Annotated in this window: 32 protein-coding genes; all 32 read left to right on the top strand. The window is 54.2% G+C overall.

Annotated elements, in window-relative coordinates:
• Window positions 1-19: 19 nt before the first annotated feature.
• The 32 genes from fusA (at window position 20) to bfr (ending at window position 19,516) form a co-directional block, all read left to right on the top strand.
• Entirely contained in the window at window positions 20-2,125 is a 2,106-nt protein-coding gene (gene fusA / locus HX783_RS21185) for an elongation factor G (protein WP_010206921.1), read from the top strand.
• A 30-nt stretch (window positions 2,126-2,155) separates the two neighbouring features.
• The gene (tuf, locus tag HX783_RS21180) at window positions 2,156-3,349 is read left to right on the top strand and encodes an elongation factor Tu (RefSeq protein ID WP_003176426.1); all 1,194 of its coding nucleotides are present in this window, start codon (window positions 2,156-2,158) and stop codon (window positions 3,347-3,349) included.
• 159 nt (window positions 3,350-3,508) lie between these two features.
• Entirely contained in the window at window positions 3,509-3,820 is a 312-nt protein-coding gene (gene rpsJ, locus HX783_RS21175) for a 30S ribosomal protein S10 (protein WP_003186070.1), read from the top strand.
• Between the two features lie 81 nt (window positions 3,821-3,901).
• Window positions 3,902-4,537, top strand: coding sequence for a 50S ribosomal protein L3 (gene rplC / locus HX783_RS21170; protein WP_003194649.1), 636 nt, complete (start codon window positions 3,902-3,904; stop codon window positions 4,535-4,537).
• Window positions 4,538-4,549: 12 nt separating this feature from the next.
• Entirely contained in the window at window positions 4,550-5,152 is a 603-nt protein-coding gene (gene rplD / locus HX783_RS21165) for a 50S ribosomal protein L4 (protein ID WP_159960300.1), read from the top strand.
• On the top strand, window positions 5,149-5,448 hold the full coding sequence (rplW, locus tag HX783_RS21160) for a 50S ribosomal protein L23 (RefSeq protein WP_002555488.1): 300 nt from the start codon (window positions 5,149-5,151) through the stop codon (window positions 5,446-5,448). The genes rplD and rplW overlap by 4 nt, the downstream gene beginning before the upstream one ends.
• Before the next feature lie 14 nt (window positions 5,449-5,462).
• A complete protein-coding gene (rplB, locus tag HX783_RS21155) occupies window positions 5,463-6,287 on the top strand; it encodes a 50S ribosomal protein L2 (RefSeq protein WP_003210080.1) in 825 nt (274 codons plus the stop codon).
• 16 nt (window positions 6,288-6,303) lie between these two features.
• The gene (gene rpsS, locus HX783_RS21150; RefSeq protein WP_002555486.1) at window positions 6,304-6,579 is read left to right on the top strand and encodes a 30S ribosomal protein S19; all 276 of its coding nucleotides are present in this window, start codon (window positions 6,304-6,306) and stop codon (window positions 6,577-6,579) included.
• Between the two features lie 11 nt (window positions 6,580-6,590).
• The gene (rplV, locus tag HX783_RS21145; RefSeq protein ID WP_003103908.1) at window positions 6,591-6,923 is read left to right on the top strand and encodes a 50S ribosomal protein L22; all 333 of its coding nucleotides are present in this window, start codon (window positions 6,591-6,593) and stop codon (window positions 6,921-6,923) included.
• A gap of 13 nt (window positions 6,924-6,936) precedes the next feature.
• The gene (gene rpsC / locus HX783_RS21140) at window positions 6,937-7,623 is read left to right on the top strand and encodes a 30S ribosomal protein S3 (protein WP_003176422.1); all 687 of its coding nucleotides are present in this window, start codon (window positions 6,937-6,939) and stop codon (window positions 7,621-7,623) included.
• Window positions 7,624-7,635: 12 nt separating this feature from the next.
• Window positions 7,636-8,049 (top strand): 50S ribosomal protein L16, encoded by a 414-nt coding sequence (rplP, locus tag HX783_RS21135; RefSeq protein ID WP_003232424.1) that lies wholly within the window; start codon window positions 7,636-7,638, stop codon window positions 8,047-8,049.
• A complete protein-coding gene (gene rpmC, locus HX783_RS21130) occupies window positions 8,049-8,240 on the top strand; it encodes a 50S ribosomal protein L29 (RefSeq protein WP_002555481.1) in 192 nt (63 codons plus the stop codon). Before rplP ends, rpmC begins: the two co-directional genes overlap by 1 nt.
• 2 nt (window positions 8,241-8,242) lie before the next feature.
• Window positions 8,243-8,509 (top strand): 30S ribosomal protein S17, encoded by a 267-nt coding sequence (gene rpsQ / locus HX783_RS21125; protein WP_003176419.1) that lies wholly within the window; start codon window positions 8,243-8,245, stop codon window positions 8,507-8,509.
• A 23-nt stretch (window positions 8,510-8,532) separates the two neighbouring features.
• On the top strand, window positions 8,533-8,901 hold the full coding sequence (gene rplN, locus HX783_RS21120; RefSeq protein WP_002555479.1) for a 50S ribosomal protein L14: 369 nt from the start codon (window positions 8,533-8,535) through the stop codon (window positions 8,899-8,901).
• 11 nt (window positions 8,902-8,912) lie between these two features.
• Complete coding sequence (gene rplX / locus HX783_RS21115; protein WP_003176416.1) at window positions 8,913-9,227, top strand: 50S ribosomal protein L24; 315 nt, start codon at window positions 8,913-8,915, stop codon at window positions 9,225-9,227.
• A 22-nt stretch (window positions 9,228-9,249) separates the two neighbouring features.
• Window positions 9,250-9,789 (top strand): 50S ribosomal protein L5, encoded by a 540-nt coding sequence (gene rplE / locus HX783_RS21110; protein ID WP_003194642.1) that lies wholly within the window; start codon window positions 9,250-9,252, stop codon window positions 9,787-9,789.
• A 13-nt stretch (window positions 9,790-9,802) separates the two neighbouring features.
• Window positions 9,803-10,108 (top strand): 30S ribosomal protein S14, encoded by a 306-nt coding sequence (rpsN, locus tag HX783_RS21105; RefSeq protein ID WP_003176414.1) that lies wholly within the window; start codon window positions 9,803-9,805, stop codon window positions 10,106-10,108.
• 208 nt (window positions 10,109-10,316) lie between these two features.
• Window positions 10,317-10,709: a 30S ribosomal protein S8 gene (gene rpsH, locus HX783_RS21100; protein ID WP_010566853.1), complete on the top strand. Its 393-nt coding sequence runs from the start codon at window positions 10,317-10,319 to the stop codon at window positions 10,707-10,709.
• Between the two features lie 12 nt (window positions 10,710-10,721).
• Complete coding sequence (gene rplF / locus HX783_RS21095) at window positions 10,722-11,255, top strand: 50S ribosomal protein L6 (protein WP_177018105.1); 534 nt, start codon at window positions 10,722-10,724, stop codon at window positions 11,253-11,255.
• A gap of 10 nt (window positions 11,256-11,265) precedes the next feature.
• Window positions 11,266-11,616, top strand: a complete 351-nt coding sequence (gene rplR, locus HX783_RS21090; RefSeq protein WP_003186037.1) for a 50S ribosomal protein L18 — start codon at window positions 11,266-11,268, stop codon at window positions 11,614-11,616.
• A 3-nt stretch (window positions 11,617-11,619) separates the two neighbouring features.
• Window positions 11,620-12,120: a 30S ribosomal protein S5 gene (rpsE, locus tag HX783_RS21085; protein ID WP_003176409.1), complete on the top strand. Its 501-nt coding sequence runs from the start codon at window positions 11,620-11,622 to the stop codon at window positions 12,118-12,120.
• Between the two features lie 2 nt (window positions 12,121-12,122).
• Window positions 12,123-12,299: a 50S ribosomal protein L30 gene (gene rpmD / locus HX783_RS21080; protein WP_003176408.1), complete on the top strand. Its 177-nt coding sequence runs from the start codon at window positions 12,123-12,125 to the stop codon at window positions 12,297-12,299.
• A 3-nt stretch (window positions 12,300-12,302) separates the two neighbouring features.
• Window positions 12,303-12,740: a 50S ribosomal protein L15 gene (gene rplO / locus HX783_RS21075; RefSeq protein WP_003176407.1), complete on the top strand. Its 438-nt coding sequence runs from the start codon at window positions 12,303-12,305 to the stop codon at window positions 12,738-12,740.
• On the top strand, window positions 12,741-14,069 hold the full coding sequence (gene secY / locus HX783_RS21070) for a preprotein translocase subunit SecY (RefSeq protein ID WP_071485371.1): 1,329 nt from the start codon (window positions 12,741-12,743) through the stop codon (window positions 14,067-14,069).
• 27 nt (window positions 14,070-14,096) lie between these two features.
• A complete protein-coding gene (rpmJ, locus tag HX783_RS21065; protein ID WP_002555468.1) occupies window positions 14,097-14,213 on the top strand; it encodes a 50S ribosomal protein L36 in 117 nt (38 codons plus the stop codon).
• 129 nt (window positions 14,214-14,342) lie between these two features.
• The gene (gene rpsM / locus HX783_RS21060) at window positions 14,343-14,699 is read left to right on the top strand and encodes a 30S ribosomal protein S13 (protein WP_024077676.1); all 357 of its coding nucleotides are present in this window, start codon (window positions 14,343-14,345) and stop codon (window positions 14,697-14,699) included.
• 30 nt (window positions 14,700-14,729) lie between these two features.
• Window positions 14,730-15,119, top strand: coding sequence for a 30S ribosomal protein S11 (gene rpsK, locus HX783_RS21055; protein ID WP_002555466.1), 390 nt, complete (start codon window positions 14,730-14,732; stop codon window positions 15,117-15,119).
• 18 nt (window positions 15,120-15,137) lie between these two features.
• Window positions 15,138-15,758, top strand: coding sequence for a 30S ribosomal protein S4 (gene rpsD, locus HX783_RS21050; protein WP_003210056.1), 621 nt, complete (start codon window positions 15,138-15,140; stop codon window positions 15,756-15,758).
• 22 nt (window positions 15,759-15,780) lie between these two features.
• Window positions 15,781-16,782 (top strand): DNA-directed RNA polymerase subunit alpha, encoded by a 1,002-nt coding sequence (gene rpoA / locus HX783_RS21045; RefSeq protein ID WP_003176403.1) that lies wholly within the window; start codon window positions 15,781-15,783, stop codon window positions 16,780-16,782.
• 41 nt (window positions 16,783-16,823) lie between these two features.
• A complete protein-coding gene (gene rplQ, locus HX783_RS21040) occupies window positions 16,824-17,210 on the top strand; it encodes a 50S ribosomal protein L17 (protein WP_003176402.1) in 387 nt (128 codons plus the stop codon).
• 246 nt (window positions 17,211-17,456) lie between these two features.
• On the top strand, window positions 17,457-18,896 hold the full coding sequence (locus tag HX783_RS21035) for a catalase (RefSeq protein WP_218175316.1): 1,440 nt from the start codon (window positions 17,457-17,459) through the stop codon (window positions 18,894-18,896).
• A 155-nt stretch (window positions 18,897-19,051) separates the two neighbouring features.
• Window positions 19,052-19,516, top strand: coding sequence for a bacterioferritin (bfr, locus tag HX783_RS21030; RefSeq protein ID WP_015886133.1), 465 nt, complete (start codon window positions 19,052-19,054; stop codon window positions 19,514-19,516).
• The last annotated feature ends 41 nt before the right edge of the window (window positions 19,517-19,557 follow it).

Genomic DNA, 19,557 nt, shown 5'->3' with positions numbered 1-19,557 from the left:
CTAATTTTGCGAGGGCTTTATGGCTCGTACTACTCCGATTAGCCGCTACCGTAACATCGGTATCGTTGCTCACGTGGATGCTGGTAAAACCACCACCACCGAGCGCGTGCTGTTTTACACCGGCAAAAGTCACAAAATGGGCGAGGTGCATGACGGCGCCGCGACCACAGACTGGATGGTTCAGGAGCAGGAGCGTGGTATTACCATTACTTCTGCTGCTATTACCGCCTTCTGGAAAGGTTCCGAGAAGCAGTACAAAGATGAGCACCGCTTCAACGTAATCGATACCCCGGGCCACGTAGACTTCACCATTGAAGTTGAGCGTTCCCTGCGTGTACTCGACGGCGCTGTCGTTGTGTTCTGCGGTACCTCGGGCGTTGAGCCTCAGTCGGAAACCGTATGGCGTCAAGCCAACAAATACGGCGTTCCACGTCTTGTATACGTAAACAAGATGGACCGTGCTGGTGCCAACTTCCTGCGCGTGATCGGTCAGATCAAGCAGCGTCTGGGTCACACCCCGGTGCCAATCCAATTGGCTATCGGTTCCGAAGATAACTTCCAGGGTCAGATCGATCTGATCAACATGGAAGCTGTCTACTGGAATGATTCCGACAAAGGTATGGTTCCTGTCCGTAAGCCTATCCCTGCTGAACTGCAGGAACTGGCTGACGAGTGGCGCAACAACATGGTTGAGGCTGCTGCCGAAGCCAGCGAAGAGCTGATGAACAAGTACCTCGAAGGTGAAGAACTCACCAACGTGGAAATCAAGGCCGCTCTGCGTCAGCGTACTATCGCTGGTGAGATCGTCTTGGCTGTTTGCGGTTCCTCGTTCAAGAACAAGGGCGTTCCCCTGGTTCTCGATGCTGTGATCGACTACCTGCCTGCTCCAACCGACATTCCTGCTATCAAGGGTACCAACCCTGATAACGAGGAAGAAGAAATGGAGCGTCATGCAGACGACAGCGAGCCGTTCTCGGCCCTGGCGTTCAAGATCGCTACCGACCCATTCGTGGGTACCTTGACCTTCGTCCGTGTTTACTCGGGCGTGTTGGCATCCGGCGACGGCGTGATCAACTCGGTTAAAGGTAAGAAAGAGCGCGTGGGTCGTATGGTGCAAATGCACGCAAACGCCCGTGAAGAGATCAAGGAAGTGCGCGCTGGTGACATCGCGGCCCTGATCGGCATGAAGGACGTCACCACTGGTGAGACTTTGTGCGACGCTGCTAAGCCAATCATCCTGGTTCGCATGGACTTCCCGGAGCCGGTTATTTCGGTTGCCGTAGAGCCTAAGACCAAGGATGACCAGGAAAAAATGGGTATCGCTCTGGGCAAACTTGCTCAGGAAGATCCATCTTTCCGCGTCAAGACTGATGAAGAGACTGGTCAAACGATCATCTCCGGCATGGGCGAGCTGCACCTGGACATCCTGGTTGACCGGATGCGCCGTGAGTTCAACGTCGAAGCCAACATCGGTAAGCCTCAGGTTTCCTATCGTGAGCGCATCACGAAGAACTGTGAAATCGAAGGCAAGTTCGTTCGTCAGTCCGGCGGTCGTGGTCAGTTCGGTCACTGCTGGATCCGTTTTGCACCTGCTGACGAAGGTCAGGAAGGTCTGCAATTCGTGAACGAAGTAGTTGGTGGCGTTGTTCCTAAGGAATACATCCCGGCTATCCAGAAGGGTATCGAAGAGCAGATGAAGAACGGTGTTGTTGCCGGCTATCCGCTGATCGGCCTGAAAGCAACCGTTTTTGACGGTTCTTACCACGACGTCGACTCCAACGAGATGGCGTTTAAGGTGGCTGCTTCCATGGCAACCAAGCAACTGGCCCAGAAGGGTGGTGGTGAGTTGCTTGAGCCAATCATGGCGGTAGAAGTTGTTACACCTGAAGACTATATGGGTGATGTCATGGGCGACCTTAACCGTCGTCGCGGCATGATCTTGGGTATGGAAGACACGGTTTCCGGCAAAGTGATTCGCGCCGAGGTTCCGTTGGGTGAGATGTTCGGTTATGCGACCGACGTTCGCTCCATGTCTCAGGGTCGCGCAAGCTACTCTATGGAATTCAAAAAATACAACACAGCTCCGGCGCACATCGCTGAAACTGTATCCAAAAAACAAGGCTGATTCAGTCCTTTAGGCAAGGAGTTAATTGTCGTGGCTAAAGAAAAATTTGATCGTTCCCTACCGCACGTCAACGTTGGCACTATCGGTCACGTTGACCACGGTAAAACCACTCTGACTGCTGCTCTGACTCGCGTTTGCTCCGAAGTTTTCGGTTCCGCAATCGTTGATTTCGATAAAATCGACAGCGCACCAGAAGAAAAAGCTCGTGGTATCACCATCAACACCGCGCACGTTGAATACAACTCGCTGATCCGTCACTACGCTCACGTTGACTGCCCAGGTCACGCTGACTATGTGAAGAACATGATCACCGGTGCTGCCCAGATGGACGGCGCAATCCTGGTTTGCTCGGCCGCTGATGGTCCGATGCCACAAACCCGTGAGCACATCCTGCTGTCCCGTCAGGTAGGCGTTCCGTACATCGTGGTTTACCTGAACAAGGCTGACCTGGTAGACGACGCTGAGCTGCTGGAACTGGTTGAGATGGAAGTGCGCGATCTGCTGAGCACTTACGACTTCCCAGGCGACGACACTCCGATCATCATCGGTTCTGCTCGTATGGCTCTGGAAGGCAAAGACGACAACGAAATGGGCACCACGTCCGTTCGTAAACTGGTTGAAACTCTGGACAGCTACATCCCAGATCCAGTTCGTGTTATCGACAAGCCGTTCCTGATGCCAATCGAAGACGTATTCTCGATCTCCGGTCGCGGTACTGTTGTGACTGGCCGTATCGAGCGCGGTATCGTTAAGGTTCAAGATCCACTGGAAATCGTTGGTCTGCGTGACACTACCGTCACCACCTGCACCGGTGTTGAAATGTTCCGTAAGCTGCTCGACGAAGGTCGTGCTGGCGAGAACTGCGGCGTTCTGCTGCGTGGTACCAAGCGTGACGACGTTGAGCGTGGCCAGGTTCTGGTTAAGCCGGGTTCGGTTAAGCCGCACACCAAGTTCGAAGCTGAAGTGTACGTGCTGAGCAAAGAAGAAGGCGGTCGTCACACTCCGTTCTTCAAAGGCTACCGTCCACAGTTCTACTTCCGTACTACTGACGTGACTGGTAACTGCGAACTGCCGGAAGGCGTTGAAATGGTTATGCCAGGCGACAACATCAAAATGGTTGTTACCCTGATCAAAACCATCGCAATGGAAGACGGTCTGCGCTTCGCTATCCGTGAAGGCGGCCGTACCGTTGGTGCTGGCGTTGTAGCTAAAATCATCGAGTAATTATCTCTTCTGAGATAGCCTTGATGTTTTGAGGAGGCCCCCGCTTAGCGGGGGCCTTTTTTATTGGGTTGACACCTATCAGGGCCGTCTATAGAATTGCGCCTCCTTTTAACGGGCGTATTGCGCTCGCTGGGAATAGCAGCCGGAGTCTGAAATCCAATGCAAAATCAGCAAATCCGTATCAGGTTGAAGGCTTTTGACCATCGCCTGATCGACCAATCCACCCAGGAAATCGTGGAAACCGCGAAACGTACTGGTGCTCAAGTGCGTGGTCCAATTCCACTGCCTACCCGTAAAGAGCGGTTCACCGTTCTGGTCTCCCCGCACGTCAACAAAGACGCGCGTGACCAGTACGAGATCCGTACTCATAAGCGCGTACTGGACATCGTCCAGCCAACGGATAAAACCGTTGATGCTCTTATGAAGCTTGATCTGGCGGCCGGTGTGGAAGTACAGATCAGCCTCGGCTAAGACTTGGGTCTTAGTCGTGTAACGCTCTGAAATGGGCGGCCATAGCGGGTGAAAGCCCCGTACACTCATGAGGTTTACAACATGACTATTGGTGTAGTCGGTCGTAAATGCGGTATGACCCGTATTTTCACCGAAGAAGGTGTCTCCATTCCGGTCACGGTCATTGAGATCGAACCGAATCGCGTCACCCAGTTCAAAACTGAAGAAACCGATGGCTATCGTGCAGTGCAAGTCACTGTCGGCGAGCGTCGTGCTTCGCGCGTGACTGCTGCTCAAGCAGGTCACTTCGCTAAAGCAAACGTTGCAGCTGGTCGCACTGTTATGGAGTTCCGTCTTGAAGATGGCGACTACCAGGCTGGCGATCTGATCAACGCTGAAATCTTCGCTGCTGGTCAACTGGTTGATGTAACCGGTCAGTCCAAAGGTAAAGGCTTCCAGGGTACGATCAAGCGTTGGAATTTCCGTGGCCAAGACAACACTCACGGTAACTCCGTTTCCCACCGCGTCCCGGGCTCTATTGGCCAGTGCCAGACTCCTGGTCGTGTATTCAAGGGCAAAAAAATGTCCGGTCATATGGGCGCTGAGCGCGTGACCGTGCAGTCCCTCGAAGTAGTGCGCGTCGACGCTGAACGCAATCTGTTGTTGGTCAAGGGTGCTGTTCCTGGCGCTACTGGCGGCAACCTGGTTGTACGTCCAGCGGCCAAGGCTCGCGGTTAAGGGGAAGCTGACATGCAATTAAATGTAAATGACGCTCAAGCGATCGAAGTTTCCGAACTGACATTTGGCGGCGAATTCAACGAGACGCTGGTTCACCAAGCAGTCGTGGCCTACATGGCCGGCGGCCGTCAAGGTAGCAAGCAGCAAAAGACCCGTTCCGACGTACGTGGTGGCGGTAAGCGCCCTTGGCGTCAGAAAGGCACTGGCCGTGCTCGTGCCGGTACTATCCGTAGCCCAATCTGGCGTGGCGGCGGTACCACTTTCGCAGCTCGTCCACAGGATCACACTCAGAAGCTCAACAAGAAGATGTACCGCGCAGCTCTGCGCTCCATCCTTGCTGAACTCGTGCGTACTGATCGTCTGGTCGTGGTTCAGGACTTCGCTGTTGAAGGTCCAAAAACCAAAGATCTGCTGGGCAAGCTGAACAACATGAATCTGACCGACGTTTTGATCGTGTCTGAAGCTGTTGATCAGAACCTGTACCTGGCTGCTCGCAACCTGCCACACGTTGATGTACGTGACGTGCAAGGTTCCGATCCAGTTAGTCTGATCGCATACGACAAGGTGTTGATCACCGTGTCGGCCGTGAAGAAATTCGAGGAGCTGCTGGGATGAACCAGGAACGCGTATTTAAAGTTCTGCTTGGCCCGCACGTTTCCGAAAAGGCTACGGTTCTGGCTGACAAGAAAGGCCAGTTCGTTTTCAAGGTTGCAACTGACGCAACCAAGCTGGAAATCAAGAAGGCCGTCGAAAGCCTGTTCAGCGTGAAAGTAGAGCGTGTTACTACCCTGAATGTTCTGGGTAAGAGCAAGCGCACTGCTCGCGGTCTGGGCAAGCGTAATGACTGGAAGAAGGCAGTTATCTCCCTTCAGCCAGGCCAAGATCTCGATTTCAGCAGCAGTGCTGAGTAAGGAAGGGGTGCATCATGGCAATCGTTAAATGCAAACCGACTTCCCCTGGCCGCCGTTTTGTGGTCAAGGTGGTCAACCAGGAGCTGCATAAAGGCGCTCCTCACGCACCGCTGCTCGAGAAAAAATCGAAGACTGGTGGTCGTAACAACAATGGTCGTATTACCACTCGTCACATCGGTGGTGGCCATAAGCAGCATTATCGTCTGGTCGATTTCCGTCGCAACGACAAAGATGGCATCGCTGCCACTGTCGAGCGTATCGAATACGATCCAAACCGTACTGCTCACATCGCTCTGCTGCTGTACGCAGATGGCGAGCGTCGCTACATCATCGCCCCTAAAGGCGTGAGTGCTGGCGACCAGCTGATCGCAGGTGCTCTGGCGCCGATCAAGCCGGGCAACGCTCTGCAACTGCGTAACATTCCAGTTGGTAGCACCGTACACGGCATCGAATTGAAGCCAGGTAAAGGCGCGCAAATCGCTCGTTCCGCTGGTGCTTCGGCTCAGCTGATCGCTCGTGAAGGTGTCTACGTGACCCTGCGTCTGCGTTCTGGTGAGATGCGTAAAGTGCTGGCTGAATGCCGCGCGACCCTGGGTGAAGTCTCGAACTCCGAGCACAGCCTGCGTTCGCTGGGTAAAGCTGGTGCCAAACGCTGGCGTGGCGTTCGCCCAACCGTTCGTGGTGTTGCCATGAACCCGGTTGACCACCCACACGGTGGTGGTGAAGGTCGTACCTCTGGTGGTCGTCATCCGGTATCGCCATGGGGCTTCCCGACTAAGGGCGCGAAGACTCGTGGTAATAAGCGTACCGACAAAATGATCGTCCGTCGTCGCAAGTAAATAGAGGGATACGACAGTGCCACGTTCTCTGAAAAAAGGTCCTTTTATTGATCTTCACCTACTGAAGAAGATCGAAGTGGCGGCGGAAAAGAACGATCGCAAACCAGTTAAGACCTGGTCGCGTCGTTCGATGATCCTGCCACAAATGGTCGGTTTGACCATCGCAGTACACAACGGTCGTCAACACGTCCCAGTTCTCGTTAACGAAGACATGGTCGGCCACAAACTAGGCGAGTTTGCCGGTACCCGCACTTATCGTGGGCACGTGGCAGACAAGAAAGCCAAGCGTTAAGGGGTAAGGAAATGGAAGTAGCCGCTAAGTTGTCGGGCGCTCGAATCTCCGCCCAGAAAGCCCGCTTGGTCGCCGACCAGATCCGCGGGAAGAAGGTGGGCGAAGCGCTCAACCTGTTGGCTTTCAGCAGTAAGAAAGCCGCCGAGATCATGAAGAAAGTGCTGGAGTCGGCCGTAGCCAACGCCGAGCATAACGAAGGCGCAGACGTTGATGACCTGAAGGTCAGCACCGTTTTCGTCAACGAAGGGCGTTCGCTGAAGCGCATCATGCCACGTGCCAAAGGCCGTGCTGATCGCATCGTCAAGCGGTCTTGCCATATCACTGTCAAGGTTGCTGACAAGTAACGGAGTCGAAGAGATGGGTCAGAAAGTACATCCCATTGGCATTCGCCTGGGAATCGTCAAGGAGCACACCTCCGTCTGGTACGCAGACGGTCGGACTTATGCGGACTATTTGTTCGCTGATCTGAAGGTGCGTGAGTATCTCCAAGACAAACTAAAAAGCGCGTCCGTAAGCCGTATCGATATCCATCGTCCGGCGCAAACTGCACGTATCACCATCCACACCGCTCGTCCAGGTATCGTTATCGGGAAGAAAGGTGAAGATGTTGAGAAACTGCGTCAGGACCTGACCAAGCAAATGGGTGTGCCTGTGCACATCAATATCGAAGAGATCCGCAAGCCGGAGCTCGACGGTATGCTGGTTGCGCAGAGCGTAGCTCAGCAGCTGGAGCGTCGCGTAATGTTCCGTCGCGCCATGAAGCGCGCTGTACAGAACGCCATGCGCATTGGTGCCAAAGGCATCAAAATCCAAGTGAGCGGTCGTCTCGGCGGTGCTGAAATCGCACGTACTGAATGGTATCGCGAAGGTCGTGTGCCACTGCACACCCTGCGTGCCGACATCGACTATGCCAACTACGAAGCTCACACCACTTACGGTGTGATCGGTGTAAAGGTTTGGATCTTCAAAGGCGAAGTAATTGGTGGTCGCCAAGAAGAACTGAAACCACAAGCACCAGCGCCTCGTAAAAAAGCTGCTAAGTAAGGGGTACGCCAAATGTTGCAACCTAAGCGTACGAAGTTCCGCAAGCAGATGACAGGCCACAACCGTGGTCTGGCACAGCGCGGTAGCAAAGTCAGCTTCGGCGAGTTCGCGCTGAAGTCTGTAGCTCGTGGTCGTCTCACCGCTCGTCAGATCGAGTCAGCGCGTCGTGCACTGACCCGTCACGTTAAACGTGGCGGCAAGATCTGGATCCGTGTATTCCCGGACAAGCCGATCTCCAAAAAGCCTCTCGAGGTTCGGATGGGTAAAGGTAAGGGTAACGTGGAATACTGGGTAGCCCAGATTCAGCCAGGCAAAGTCCTGTATGAAATCGAGGGTGTAACTGAAGAGCTGGCGCGTGAGGCTTTTGCCCTGGCTGCTGCAAAGCTGCCGCTCGCCACCGCCTTTGTTAAACGGACGGTGATGTGATGAAAGCGAATGAACTTCGTGAAAAATCCGCACAGCAGCTGAACGAGCAACTGCTCGGCCTGCTGCGCGACCAGTTCAATCTGCGTATGCAGAAAGCAACTGGCCAGTTGGGGCAGTCTCATCTGCTCTCGCAAGTTAAGCGTGACATCGCTCGCGTGAAGACTGTGCTCAACCAGCAGGCAGGTAAGTGATCATGGCTGAAGCCGAAAAGACTGTCCGTACGCTGACTGGCCGTGTTGTCAGCGACAAGATGGACAAAACCATCACCGTTTTGATCGAGCGTCGCGTTAAGCACCCGATCTACGGTAAATATGTTAAGCGTTCGACTAAGCTGCACGCGCACGACGAAACCAATCAGTGCCACATCGGCGACAAAGTCACTATTCGTGAAACTCGTCCGCTGGCCAAGACCAAGTCTTGGGCACTGGTTGATGTTCTCGAACGCGCTGTGGAAGTCTAAGGACTAGGGGTCGGAGAAATTATATGATTCAGACTCAATCCATGCTCGATGTGGCCGATAACAGCGGCGCTCGCCGTGTTATGTGCATCAAGGTGCTGGGTGGCTCCCATCGTCGTTACGCTGGTATCGGTGACATCATCAAAGTTACCGTGAAGGAAGCAATTCCTCGCGGTAAAGTGAAAAAAGGCCAAGTGATGACTGCTGTTGTAGTCCGCACTCGTCACGGCGTACGCCGTGCAGATGGCTCCATTATCCGCTTTGATGGCAACGCTGCTGTTCTTCTGAACAACAAGCAAGAGCCGATCGGCACCCGTATCTTTGGGCCAGTGACCCGTGAACTTCGTACTGAGAAGTTCATGAAGATCGTCTCGCTCGCCCCAGAAGTGCTGTAAGGAGATCCGACATGCAAAAGATTCGTCGTGACGACGAGATCATCGTGATCGCCGGCAAAGACAAAGGTAAGCGCGGTAAGGTGCTTAAGGTTCTCGCTAATAACCGTCTGGTTATCGGTGGTCTGAACCTGGTCAAGCGTCATACCAAGCCTAACCCGATGTCGGGCGTGCAGGGCGGTATCGTCGAGAAAGAAGCTCCGCTGGACGCTTCTAACGTCGCCATCTTCAACGGCGAAACCAACAAGGCTGACCGCGTTGGTTTCAAAGTAGAAGACGGTAAGAAAATTCGTGTCTTCAAGTCGACCCAAAAAGCGGTTGATGCTTGAACACTGCTAGGTAGATTAGACCATGGCACGACTACAAGAGATTTACCGGAAGGAAATCGCCCCTAAGCTTAAGGAAGAACTTAAGCTCGGGAACGTGATGGAAGTTCCGCGCGTTACCAAAATCACCCTGAACATGGGTCTGGGCGAAGCGATCGGTGACAAAAAAGTCATCGAGCACGCTGTTGCCGACCTGGAAAAGATCACCGGTCAAAAAGTCGTTGTGACTTACGCTCGGAAATCCATCGCTGGCTTTAAAGTCCGTGAAGGTTGGCCGATCGGCGTCAAAGTGACTCTGCGCCGTGAGCGTATGTACGAATTCCTGGATCGTCTGCTGTCGATCTCCCTGCCTCGGGTTCGCGACTTCCGCGGCCTGAATGCCAAGTCCTTCGATGGTCGTGGTAACTACAGCATGGGCGTGAAAGAGCAGATCATCTTCCCGGAAATCGACTACGACAAGATCGATGCTCTCCGCGGTCTGGACATCACCCTGACCACCACTGCCAAGAACGATGATGAAGGTCGCGCCCTGTTGCGTGCTTTCAAATTCCCGTTCCGCAACTGATTGGAGTAGGACCATGGCCAAGATGAGCATGAAAAACCGCGAGCTGAAGCGTCAGCTCACGGTTGCCAAGTACGCCAAGAAGCGTGCAGCACTGAAAGCAATCATCGTTGATCTGAACGCAAGTCCAGAAGCGCGTTGGGAAGCTACAGTTGCTCTGCAGAAGCAGCCACGTGACGCAAGCGCCTCGCGCATGCGTAACCGCTGCCGCCTGACCGGTCGTCCACACGGCGTTTACCGCAAGTTCGGCCTCGGCCGTAACAAACTGCGTGAAGCGGCAATGCGTGGTGACGTACCAGGTCTGGTTAAAGCCAGCTGGTAAGTACTTTCGAAGTCCAGGTGGTTTGCGTCGCAAGATACTGACCACCGGTGACCTTGAATCTGGAACAAGCCCCTTTTGGGGCTTGTTTCATTTCCGGAGTGTGTCTAGAATACCCGGCTCGCCTGAGCCCGTGTTTTCTATGCTCGGAGATTCTCGGCGACATATGTAGCCGCAAGGCTAATTTTTTTGTATTAGGAGCGTCTAGCCCATGAGTATGCAGGACCCGTTAGCGGACATGCTAACTCGTATCCGTAATGCCCAGATGGCTGAAAAGTCCGTCGTAAGCATGCCATCTTCCAAGTTGAAGGTAGCTGTTGCCAAAGTCCTGAAAGACGAAGGCTACATTGCGGGTTATCAGATCAGCAGCGAAACAAAACCACTGCTGTCCATCGAGCTGAAATACTTCGAAGGCCGTTCGGTCATCGAGGAAGTGAAGCGCGTTAGCCGTCCAGGCCTGCGTCAGTACAAGTCCGCTGAAGATCTGCCGAAAGTTCGTGGCGGTCTGGGCGTGTCTATCGTCTCCACCAACAAAGGTGTGATGACGGATCGTGCTGCGCGCGCTGCCGGTGTCGGCGGCGAAGTTCTTTGCACTGTGTTCTAAGGGGGGATAAGCATGTCTCGCGTCGCTAAGAACCCCGTTAAGCTGCCAGCCGGTGTCGAAGTCAAATTCGCAGGCCAACAGCTTTCGGTGAAGGGTGCCAAGGGCACTCTTGAACTGAACATCCATTCGTCCGTTGAGATCGTTGAAGAAGCTGGTGAGCTGCGTTTCGCTGCTCGCAATAGCGATCAACAAACTCGCGCAATGGCCGGTACCACGCGTGCGTTGGTAAACAACATGGTCCAAGGCGTAAGCCAAGGCTTCGAGCGTAAGCTCCAGCTGGTCGGTGTTGGTTACAAAGCGCAAGCAAAAGGCACGGTTTTGAACCTGGCCCTTGGCTTCTCGCACCCAGTGGATTACGAACTGCCGGAAGGCATCACCGCTGAGACCCCTAGCCAGACCGATATCCTGATCAAGGGTATTGATAAGCAGCTGGTAGGTCAGGTGGCCGCTGAGATCCGCGACTTCCGTCCACCAGAGCCGTACAAAGGCAAAGGTGTGCGCTACGCGGACGAAGTCGTCCGTCGTAAAGAAGCCAAGAAGAAGTAGGGCATAGCAAATGACCGACAAAAAAGTTACTCGACTGCGTCGCGCTCGCAAAGCACGCCTGAAAATGCACGAACTCGAAGTCGTGCGTCTCTGCGTGTTCCGCTCGTCGCAGCACATCTACGCCCAGGTCATCTCGGCCGACGGCAACAAAGTCCTGGCAAGCGCCTCGACTTTGGATAAAGAACTGCGTGATGGTGCCACTGGCAACATCGACGCGGCCACAAAGGTTGGCCAGCTGGTCGCTACGCGTGCTAAGGCCGCTGGCGTCTCGCAAGTGGCTTTCGACCGCTCTGGCTTCAAGTACCACGGCCGCGTTAAAGCGCTGGCTGATGCTGCTCGTGAAGCTGGGCTGGAGTTCTAAGTTATGTCAAATAACGACCAAAAGCGCGACGAAGGCTACATTGAGAAGCTGGTTCAAGTTAACCGCGTAGCCAAAACCGTTAAAGGCGGCCGTATCTTCACTTTCACCGCGTTGACCGTGGTGGGTGATGGTAAAGGGCGTGTTGGCTTCGGCCGTGGCAAGTCACGTGAAGTGCCTGCTGCGATCCAGAAGGCAATGGAAGCTGCTCGTCGCAACATGATCCAAGTTGATCTGAACGGCACCACTCTGCAGTACGCTATGAAGTCCGCTCACGGCGCTTCGAAGGTGTACATGCAGCCTGCTTCTGAAGGTACCGGTATCATCGCTGGCGGCGCTATGCGTGCTGTCCTCGAAGTTGCTGGTGTTCAGAACGTTCTGGCCAAGTGCTACGGCTCGACTAACCCGGTAAACGTGGTTCACGCCACTTTCAAAGGTTTGAAAGCTATGCAATCTCCTGAGTCCATCGCTGCCAAGCGTGGTCTGACTGTCAAGGAGATCTTCTGATCATGGCTACCGTTAAAGTAACGCTGATCAAAAGCATGACCGGCCGCATTCCTAACCACAAACTGTGCGTTAAGGGTTTGGGGCTGCGTCGCATCGGTCACACTGTAGAAGTCCAGGATACTCCCGAGAATCGCGGGATGATCAACAAGGCTTACTACATGCTGCGTGTAGAGGGTTAATCGATGAAACTCAATGATCTGAGTCCAGCGCCGGGTTCCCGTCGCGAAAAGCATCGTCCGGGCCGTGGTATCGGTAGCGGTTTGGGTAAGACTGGTGGCCGTGGCCACAAAGGTCAAACCTCCCGCTCCGGTGGCACCATCGCTCCAGGCTTTGAAGGCGGTCAACAGCCGCTGCATCGTCGCCTGCCTAAGTTCGGTTTCGTATCCCTGAAAGCCATGGACCGCGCAGAAGTGCGTTTGTCCGAGCTGGCTAAAGTGGAAGGCGACATCGTTACTGTGCAGACCCTGAAAGATGCCAACGTGATCAACGTCAACGTACAGCGTGTGAAAATCATGCTGTCCGGTGAAGTGACTCGCGCTGTCACTATCGGCAAGGGAATCGGCGCCACCAAAGGTGCGCGTTCGGCTATCGAAGCAGCTGGCGGCAAGTTCGAGGAATAAATGGCTAAGCAAGGTGCTCTCTCAGCGCTCGGCAAAGGCGGTATGTCTGAACTTTGGGCTCGTCTGCGTTTTCTGTTCCTGGCGATTATCGTCTACCGAATAGGCGCACACATCCCGGTTCCAGGTATCAACCCGGACCGACTCGCAGACCTGTTTCGACAGAATGAGGGGACCATTCTTAGCTTGTTCAACATGTTTTCCGGCGGCGCGCTGGAACGGATGAGTATCTTTGCACTGGGGATCATGCCGTACATTTCGGCATCGATCATCATGCAGTTGATGACCGCCGTCAGTCCGCAGTTGGAGCAGTTGAAGAAGGAAGGTGAAGCTGGTCGTCGCAAGATTAGCCAGTACACCCGCTACGGCACTGTCATCCTTGCCCTGGTTCAAGCTATCGGCATGTCCGTTGGCTTGGCCGGGCAGGGTGTTGCGTTCACTGGTGACTTTGGCTTCTATTTCGTCGCGGTATCCACATTTGTGGCTGGTGCGATGTTTATGATGTGGCTGGGTGAGCAGATTACTGAGCGTGGTGTTGGTAACGGTATCTCGATGTTGATTTTCGCAGGTATCGTCGCCGGTCTTCCGAGAGCAATTGGGCAGTCTTTCGAGTCTGCACGTCAGGGTGATATCAATATCTTCGCCTTGGTTGCTATCGGTTTGCTGGCAGTAGCGATTATCGGTTTTGTGGTGTTCATTGAGCGTGGCCAGCGTCGTATTGCTGTTCACTACGCCAAGCGTCAGCAGGGCCGCAAGGTCTTCGCTGCGCAGACCAGCCACTTGCCGCTGAAAGTGAATATGGCCGGTGTTATTCCGGCAATTTTCGCGAGCAGCATTTTGCTGTTTCCGGCTTCGTTGGGTACCTGGTTTGGTCAGTCTGAAAACATGGGCTGGCTGCAGGACCTCTCTCAGTCGATCGCTCCTGGTCAGCCGTTGAATATTCTGCTGTTTAGTGCAGGGATTATTTTCTTCTGCTTCTTCTATACGGCGTTGATGTTCAATCCGAAAGACGTAGCGGAAAACCTGAAGAAGTCCGGTGCCTTTATTCCGGGTATCCGTCCAGGTGAGCAGTCTGCACGCTACATTGATGGCGTTCTGACTCGTTTGACCCTGTTCGGTGCTCTATATATGACGGCCGTCTGCTTGTTGCCCCAGTTCCTGGTGGTTGCAGCAAACGTTCCGTTCTACCTTGGCGGGACCTCGTTGCTGATCGTGGTCGTGGTTGTGATGGACTTCATGTCCCAAGTACAATCGCACCTCGTTTCGCACCAGTACGAATCCCTGATGAAGAAAGCCAACCTGAAGGGTTACGGCAGCGGCATGTTGCGCTGAGTACCCATAAGGTTCGAGGAGTTGGTGATGAAAGTTCGTGCATCGGTGAAAAAGCTGTGCCGTAACTGCAAGATTATTCGCCGCGAAGGTGTTGTTCGAGTAATTTGCAGCGCGGAACCGCGTCACAAACAGCGCCAAGGCTGAGTGTGATCCGCTTGAAGCCCGGCAGCTAGTGCGCTGCCGGGTTGATTATTTGTTATTACAGCGATATTATCTCGCGCCCTATTTCTTGGCTTCCGGGGCGTAGGTAGCTGTCAATTGGAGTCCCACTGAATGGCCCGTATTGCAGGCGTTAACATTCCAGATAACAAGCACACTGTTATCTCGCTGACCTACATCTATGGTGTTGGTCGCACTACTGCGCAGAAAATTTGCGCAGTTGCTGGGGTAAACCCAGCCGCTAAGATCAAGGATCTGAGCGACGAGCAGATTGAATTGCTGCGTGGCGAAGTGGCGAAGTTCACCACTGAAGGTGACCTGCGTCGCGAAATCAACATGAAAATCAAGCGTTTGATGGACCTCGGTTGCTATCGCGGTCTGCGTCATCGTCGTGGTCTTCCAGTACGCGGTCAGCGTACCAAGACTAACGCGCGTACCCGTAAAGGTCCGCGTAAGCCGATCCGCAAGTAATCGCCCCAGCGAATCGACAGGAAAATTATCATGGCAAAACCTGCTGCTCGTCCTCGTAAAAAAGTTAAAAAGACAGTGGTTGATGGCATCGCCCACATCCATGCTTCTTTTAACAACACCATCGTGACCATCACCGACCGTCAAGGTAACGCGCTGTCTTGGGCTACCTCTGGTGGTTCGGGTTTCCGCGGTTCCCGCAAGTCCACCCCGTTCGCTGCTCAAGTAGCTGCTGAACGTGCTGGTCAAGCTGCGCTGGAATACGGCCTGAAAAACCTCGACGTTAACGTCAAAGGTCCAGGTCCAGGTCGTGAGTCTGCTGTCCGTGCTTTGAACGGCTGTGGCTATAAGATCGCCAGCATCACCGACGTGACGCCAATCCCGCACAACGGGTGCCGTCCGCCGAAGAAGCGCCGCGTGTAATCCAGGAGATTGTAAAGAATGGCTCGTTACATTGGTCCAAAATGCAAACTCGCTCGTCGCGAAGGCACCGATCTCTTCCTGAAGAGCGGCGTGCGCGCGATCGAATCGAAGTGCAACATTGAAGCAGCACCTGGTATCCACGGCCAACGCCGCGGTCGCCAGTCCGATTACGGCACCCAACTGCGTGAAAAGCAGAAGGTCCGTCGTATCTACGGCGTTCTCGAGCGTCAGTTCAGCGGCTACTACAAAGAAGCTGCTGGCAAAAAAGGTGCAACCGGTGAAAACCTGCTGCAACTGCTCGAATGCCGTCTGGACAACGTTGTATACCGTATGGGCTTTGGTTCGACTCGTGCCGAATCCCGTCAGCTGGTATCGCACAAATCCGTCAGCGTAAACGGCCAAACCGTTAACGTACCGTCTTACCAGGTTCGTGCTGGTGACGTAGTCGCGATTCGCGAGAAAGCAAAAAACCAACTTCGCATTGTCCAAGCTCTCGATCTGTGTGCCCAACGTGGCCGCGTAGAATGGGTAGAAGTAGACACTGAGAAGAAGTCGGGCGTTTTCAAGAACGTTCCTGCTCGCAGTGATCTGTCCGCCGACATCAACGAAAGCCTGATTGTCGAGCTCTACTCCAAGTAAGGGCTAGAAAATAGGTGCATCCATGCAGATTTCGGTAAATGAGTTCCTGACACCCCGCCACATTGATGTGCAGGTTGTCAGTCCAACCCGCGCCAAGATCACTCTCGAGCCTCTCGAGCGTGGTTTTGGCCACACCCTGGGCAACGCGCTGCGCCGCATCCTGTTGTCCTCAATGCCCGGCTGTGCAGTAGTCGAGGCCGAGATTGACGGTGTGCTCCACGAGTACAGCGCCATCGAAGGTGTACAGGAAGACGTAATTGAAATCCTGTTGAACCTTAAAGGTCTGGCTATCAAGCTGCACGGCCGTGACGAAGTTACGCTGACCTTGTCGAAGAAGGGTTCGGGGGTGGTTACCGCTGCCGATATTCAGCTGGATCATGATGTCGAGATCGTTAACCCCGATCACGTAATCGCTAACCTGGCGTCTAACGGCGCCCTGAACATGAAGCTCACTGTAGCTCGTGGTCGTGGTTATGAACCGGCCGACTCGCGTCAGAGCGATGAAGACGAAAGCCGCAGCATTGGTCGCTTGCAGCTTGACTCTTCGTTCAGCCCGGTTCGCCGTATCGCATACGTGGTGGAAAACGCCCGTGTCGAGCAGCGTACTAACCTGGACAAGCTGGTTATTGATCTGGAAACCAACGGTACTCTGGATCCTGAAGAGGCTATCCGCCGCGCTGCAACCATTCTGCAACAGCAGTTGGCTGCGTTCGTCGACCTCAAAGGTGACAGCGAACCAGTGGTAATCGAGCAGGAAGACGAGATCGATCCGATCCTGCTTCGCCCGGTTGACGATCTGGAACTGACTGTACGTTCGGCTAACTGCCTTAAGGCGGAAAACATTTACTACATCGGCGACCTGATTCAGCGTACCGAAGTAGAACTGTTGAAGACTCCGAACCTGGGCAAGAAATCCTTGACTGAAATCAAGGACGTTCTGGCCTCCCGCGGTCTGTCCCTCGGCATGCGCCTCGACAACTGGCCGCCTGCAAGTCTTAAGAAGGACGACAAGGCGACTGCCTGATCGTCGTAATCACCGAACGTGAGTTTGGTAAGGAATGAACCATGCGTCATCGTAAAAGTGGTCGTCACCTGAGCCGTACCAGCTCGCACCGCAAGGCCATGTTTCAAAACATGGCGGTGTCGCTGTTCGAGCACGAGCTGATCAAAACTACACTGCCGAAAGCTAAAGAACTGCGTCGCGTTGCTGAGCCGCTGATCACTTTGGCCAAGACAGACAGCCTGGCTAACCGCCGTCTGGCTTTCGACCGTACTCGTTCGAAAGCTATCGTTGGTAAGCTCTTCAACGACCTGGGCAAGCGTTACGCTACCCGTGAGGGTGGCTACCTGCGCATCCTCAAGTGCGGTTTCCGCGCTGGCGACAACGCGCCTATGGCGTACGTCGAGTTGGTTGATCGTGCTACTGCCGGCGAAGCTGTAAGCGCCGAGTAAGACGACAGTCTGCAACAGAGAACCGGGCCTAGTGCCCGGTTTTTTGTGGGCGGTCGAAAACCGGCTATATTTCTCACGTCACTGCCGGTTCTCTAATAAACCCGCCGCTTTCCGTTGAGGTTCTGTGTTAGTTATTTTCTATCAAAGTCCATGATTTAATGCATTTGATGGTGTCATCTTGATGGTCAATACTCCCTCCAAGCCGATTAGCCGGCAGTTCCTAGTCTGACCTGAGGAAGATTGAGCATGAGTAATATCCTTACTACCGCCAGCGGCGCCCCCGTTGCGGACAACCAGAACTCCCGTACTGCCGGTCCGCGTGGCCCGTTGCTCCTCGATGACTTTCACCTGATCGAAAAGCTCGCGCACTTCAACCGTGAAAACATTCCTGAGCGTCGCGTACACGCCAAGGGTTCGGGCGCTCACGGTAAATTCACCGTAACCCGGGACATCACCCAGTACACCAGTGCGAAGCTGTTCGAATCCGTTGGTAAAGAAACACCTACTTTCCTTCGATTCTCCACCGTTGGCGGCGAGCGCGGCTCGGCGGATACCGCGCGTGACCCGCGTGGCTTTGCTTTGAAGTTCTATACCGAAGAAGGCAACTGGGACATCGTTGGCAACAACACCCCAGTGTTCTTCATCCGCGACCCGCTGAAGTTCCCCGACTTCATTCACACCCAAAAGCGGTTGCCGCAAACGAATCTGAAAAGTGCACAGATGGTATGGGATTTCTGGTCGCTCTCTCCTGAGGCGTTGCACCAGATCACCATCCTGTTCTCGGATCGTGGCACTCCAGATGGTTACCGCCATATGCACGGCTTCGGGAGTCATACCTATAGCCTGATCAATGCTAGAGGCGAGCGCCATTGGGTCAAGTGGCACTACAAAACCAAGCAAGGTATCAAGAACCTGACGCCTGAAGAGGCGACTCGCATTGCCGGCACTGATCCTGATTATGCTCAGCGTGACCTGTTCAACGCTATCGAGCGGGGCGACTTTCCCAAGTGGAGCGTCAACATTCAGGTCATGACCGAAGCCGAGGCTGAAGCTCACTACGAAAACCCGTTTGACGTGACCAAAACCTGGTCACAGCAGGAGTTTCCGCTGATCGAGGTTGGCGAGCTCGTGCTGGACCGTAATCCGGTGAATTACTTTGCTGAAGTCGAGCAGGCATGCTTTGGCCCAAGCAACATGGTTCCGGGTGTTGGTCTCTCGCCGGACCGCATGCTTCAAGGCCGCGTTTTCGCTTATGCGGATGCTCACCGTTATCGTGTTGGCACCAACCACCAGCAGTTGCCGGTCAATGCTCCCTTGAGCCCGGTTAATAACAATCAGCGTGACGGTTCGATGTCCTTTGGTTTCGGAGGTGCGTCTCCTAACTATGAACCAAACAGCGTCGCTGGTACGCCACAACAGGCGCCTCAATACGCTGAGCCACCTCTGGCACTCAATGGTGCGGCGAATCGCTACGATCAGCGTGAAGACACCGACTACTACAGTCACGCAGGCGCACTGTTCCGTTTGATGGATGCTGGGCAAAAGGCCCTGCTGATCAACAACATTGCCGGGGCTATGGATGGCGTGAGCAGGGATGTGGTTCAGCGTCAGCTGCAGCACTTCTTCAAAGCCGACCCCGATTACGGCCAAGGCATTGCAACGGCGCTGGGCGTAACGCTTAGCTGACTCTAAACGAGAAGCAGAACCGCCCTCATTAGGGCGGTTTTTGCGTTATTTCCGCTACTTTTCTCAGAAAATCTTCGCTTTTCTGCCGTTGGTCTCGTGACCTCCGGGTCATGATGGTTCAAACTACAGACTTTCAAGCAGGGAGATGTAGGGCGATGCAAGGTCACCCCGACGTAATCGATTACCTCAACACGTTGCTGACGGGCGAACTGGCAGCTCGTGACCAATATTTCATCCATTCGCGTATGTACGAAGACTGGGGCTTTACTGAGCTCTACGAACGTATCAACCACGAAATGGAAGAAGAGGCACAGCACGCCGACGCGCTGATGCGCCGTATTCTTATGCTCGAAGGCACGCCACGCATGCGTCCCGACGACCTGGATGTGGGCACCACGGTGCCTGACATGCTCGCAGCCGATCTTCGCCTCGAGTACAAGGTGCGTGCCGCGCTCTGCAAGGGCATCGAGCTCTGCGAGCAGCACAACGACTATGTCACCCGCGAAATCCTCCGGGTGCAGTTGAATGACACCGAAGAAGATCACACCTACTGGCTGGAAAAGCAGTTGGGCCTGATCAAATTGGTTGGTCTGGAGAATTATCTGCAATCGCAGTTCTGATTCCCGGCTACAAAAAAGCCCCTGTCACCGCAAAGTGACAG

The sequence above is a fragment of the Pseudomonas sp. D2002 genome, assembly GCF_013385735.1.
GTDB lineage: Bacteria > Pseudomonadota > Gammaproteobacteria > Pseudomonadales > Pseudomonadaceae > Aquipseudomonas.
This window is presented reverse-complemented; position numbering and strand designations above follow the sequence as displayed.

Coding starts and splice junctions, on each gene's coding strand:
- rplR (WP_003186037.1), top strand. CDS start 11,266: ATGACCGACAAAAAAGTTACTCGACTGCGTCGCGCTCGCAAAGCACGC.
- rpsD (WP_003210056.1), top strand. CDS start 15,138: ATGGCTCGTTACATTGGTCCAAAATGCAAACTCGCTCGTCGCGAAGGC.
- rpsH (WP_010566853.1), top strand. CDS start 10,317: ATGAGTATGCAGGACCCGTTAGCGGACATGCTAACTCGTATCCGTAAT.
- rplF (WP_177018105.1), top strand. CDS start 10,722: ATGTCTCGCGTCGCTAAGAACCCCGTTAAGCTGCCAGCCGGTGTCGAA.
- rpsN (WP_003176414.1), top strand. CDS start 9,803: ATGGCCAAGATGAGCATGAAAAACCGCGAGCTGAAGCGTCAGCTCACG.
- rpsQ (WP_003176419.1), top strand. CDS start 8,243: ATGGCTGAAGCCGAAAAGACTGTCCGTACGCTGACTGGCCGTGTTGTC.
- rplV (WP_003103908.1), top strand. CDS start 6,591: ATGGAAGTAGCCGCTAAGTTGTCGGGCGCTCGAATCTCCGCCCAGAAA.
- rplN (WP_002555479.1), top strand. CDS start 8,533: ATGATTCAGACTCAATCCATGCTCGATGTGGCCGATAACAGCGGCGCT.
- HX783_RS21035 (WP_218175316.1), top strand. CDS start 17,457: ATGAGTAATATCCTTACTACCGCCAGCGGCGCCCCCGTTGCGGACAAC.
- bfr (WP_015886133.1), top strand. CDS start 19,052: ATGCAAGGTCACCCCGACGTAATCGATTACCTCAACACGTTGCTGACG.
- fusA (WP_010206921.1), top strand. CDS start 20: ATGGCTCGTACTACTCCGATTAGCCGCTACCGTAACATCGGTATCGTT.
- rpmD (WP_003176408.1), top strand. CDS start 12,123: ATGGCTACCGTTAAAGTAACGCTGATCAAAAGCATGACCGGCCGCATT.
- rpmJ (WP_002555468.1), top strand. CDS start 14,097: ATGAAAGTTCGTGCATCGGTGAAAAAGCTGTGCCGTAACTGCAAGATT.
- rplC (WP_003194649.1), top strand. CDS start 3,902: ATGACTATTGGTGTAGTCGGTCGTAAATGCGGTATGACCCGTATTTTC.
- rplP (WP_003232424.1), top strand. CDS start 7,636: ATGTTGCAACCTAAGCGTACGAAGTTCCGCAAGCAGATGACAGGCCAC.
- rplQ (WP_003176402.1), top strand. CDS start 16,824: ATGCGTCATCGTAAAAGTGGTCGTCACCTGAGCCGTACCAGCTCGCAC.
- rplO (WP_003176407.1), top strand. CDS start 12,303: ATGAAACTCAATGATCTGAGTCCAGCGCCGGGTTCCCGTCGCGAAAAG.
- rpsK (WP_002555466.1), top strand. CDS start 14,730: ATGGCAAAACCTGCTGCTCGTCCTCGTAAAAAAGTTAAAAAGACAGTG.
- rplE (WP_003194642.1), top strand. CDS start 9,250: ATGGCACGACTACAAGAGATTTACCGGAAGGAAATCGCCCCTAAGCTT.
- rpmC (WP_002555481.1), top strand. CDS start 8,049: ATGAAAGCGAATGAACTTCGTGAAAAATCCGCACAGCAGCTGAACGAG.
- rpsE (WP_003176409.1), top strand. CDS start 11,620: ATGTCAAATAACGACCAAAAGCGCGACGAAGGCTACATTGAGAAGCTG.
- rpsC (WP_003176422.1), top strand. CDS start 6,937: ATGGGTCAGAAAGTACATCCCATTGGCATTCGCCTGGGAATCGTCAAG.
- rplB (WP_003210080.1), top strand. CDS start 5,463: ATGGCAATCGTTAAATGCAAACCGACTTCCCCTGGCCGCCGTTTTGTG.
- rpsM (WP_024077676.1), top strand. CDS start 14,343: ATGGCCCGTATTGCAGGCGTTAACATTCCAGATAACAAGCACACTGTT.
- rplX (WP_003176416.1), top strand. CDS start 8,913: ATGCAAAAGATTCGTCGTGACGACGAGATCATCGTGATCGCCGGCAAA.
- rpoA (WP_003176403.1), top strand. CDS start 15,781: ATGCAGATTTCGGTAAATGAGTTCCTGACACCCCGCCACATTGATGTG.
- rplD (WP_159960300.1), top strand. CDS start 4,550: ATGCAATTAAATGTAAATGACGCTCAAGCGATCGAAGTTTCCGAACTG.
- rplW (WP_002555488.1), top strand. CDS start 5,149: ATGAACCAGGAACGCGTATTTAAAGTTCTGCTTGGCCCGCACGTTTCC.
- rpsJ (WP_003186070.1), top strand. CDS start 3,509: ATGCAAAATCAGCAAATCCGTATCAGGTTGAAGGCTTTTGACCATCGC.
- secY (WP_071485371.1), top strand. CDS start 12,741: ATGGCTAAGCAAGGTGCTCTCTCAGCGCTCGGCAAAGGCGGTATGTCT.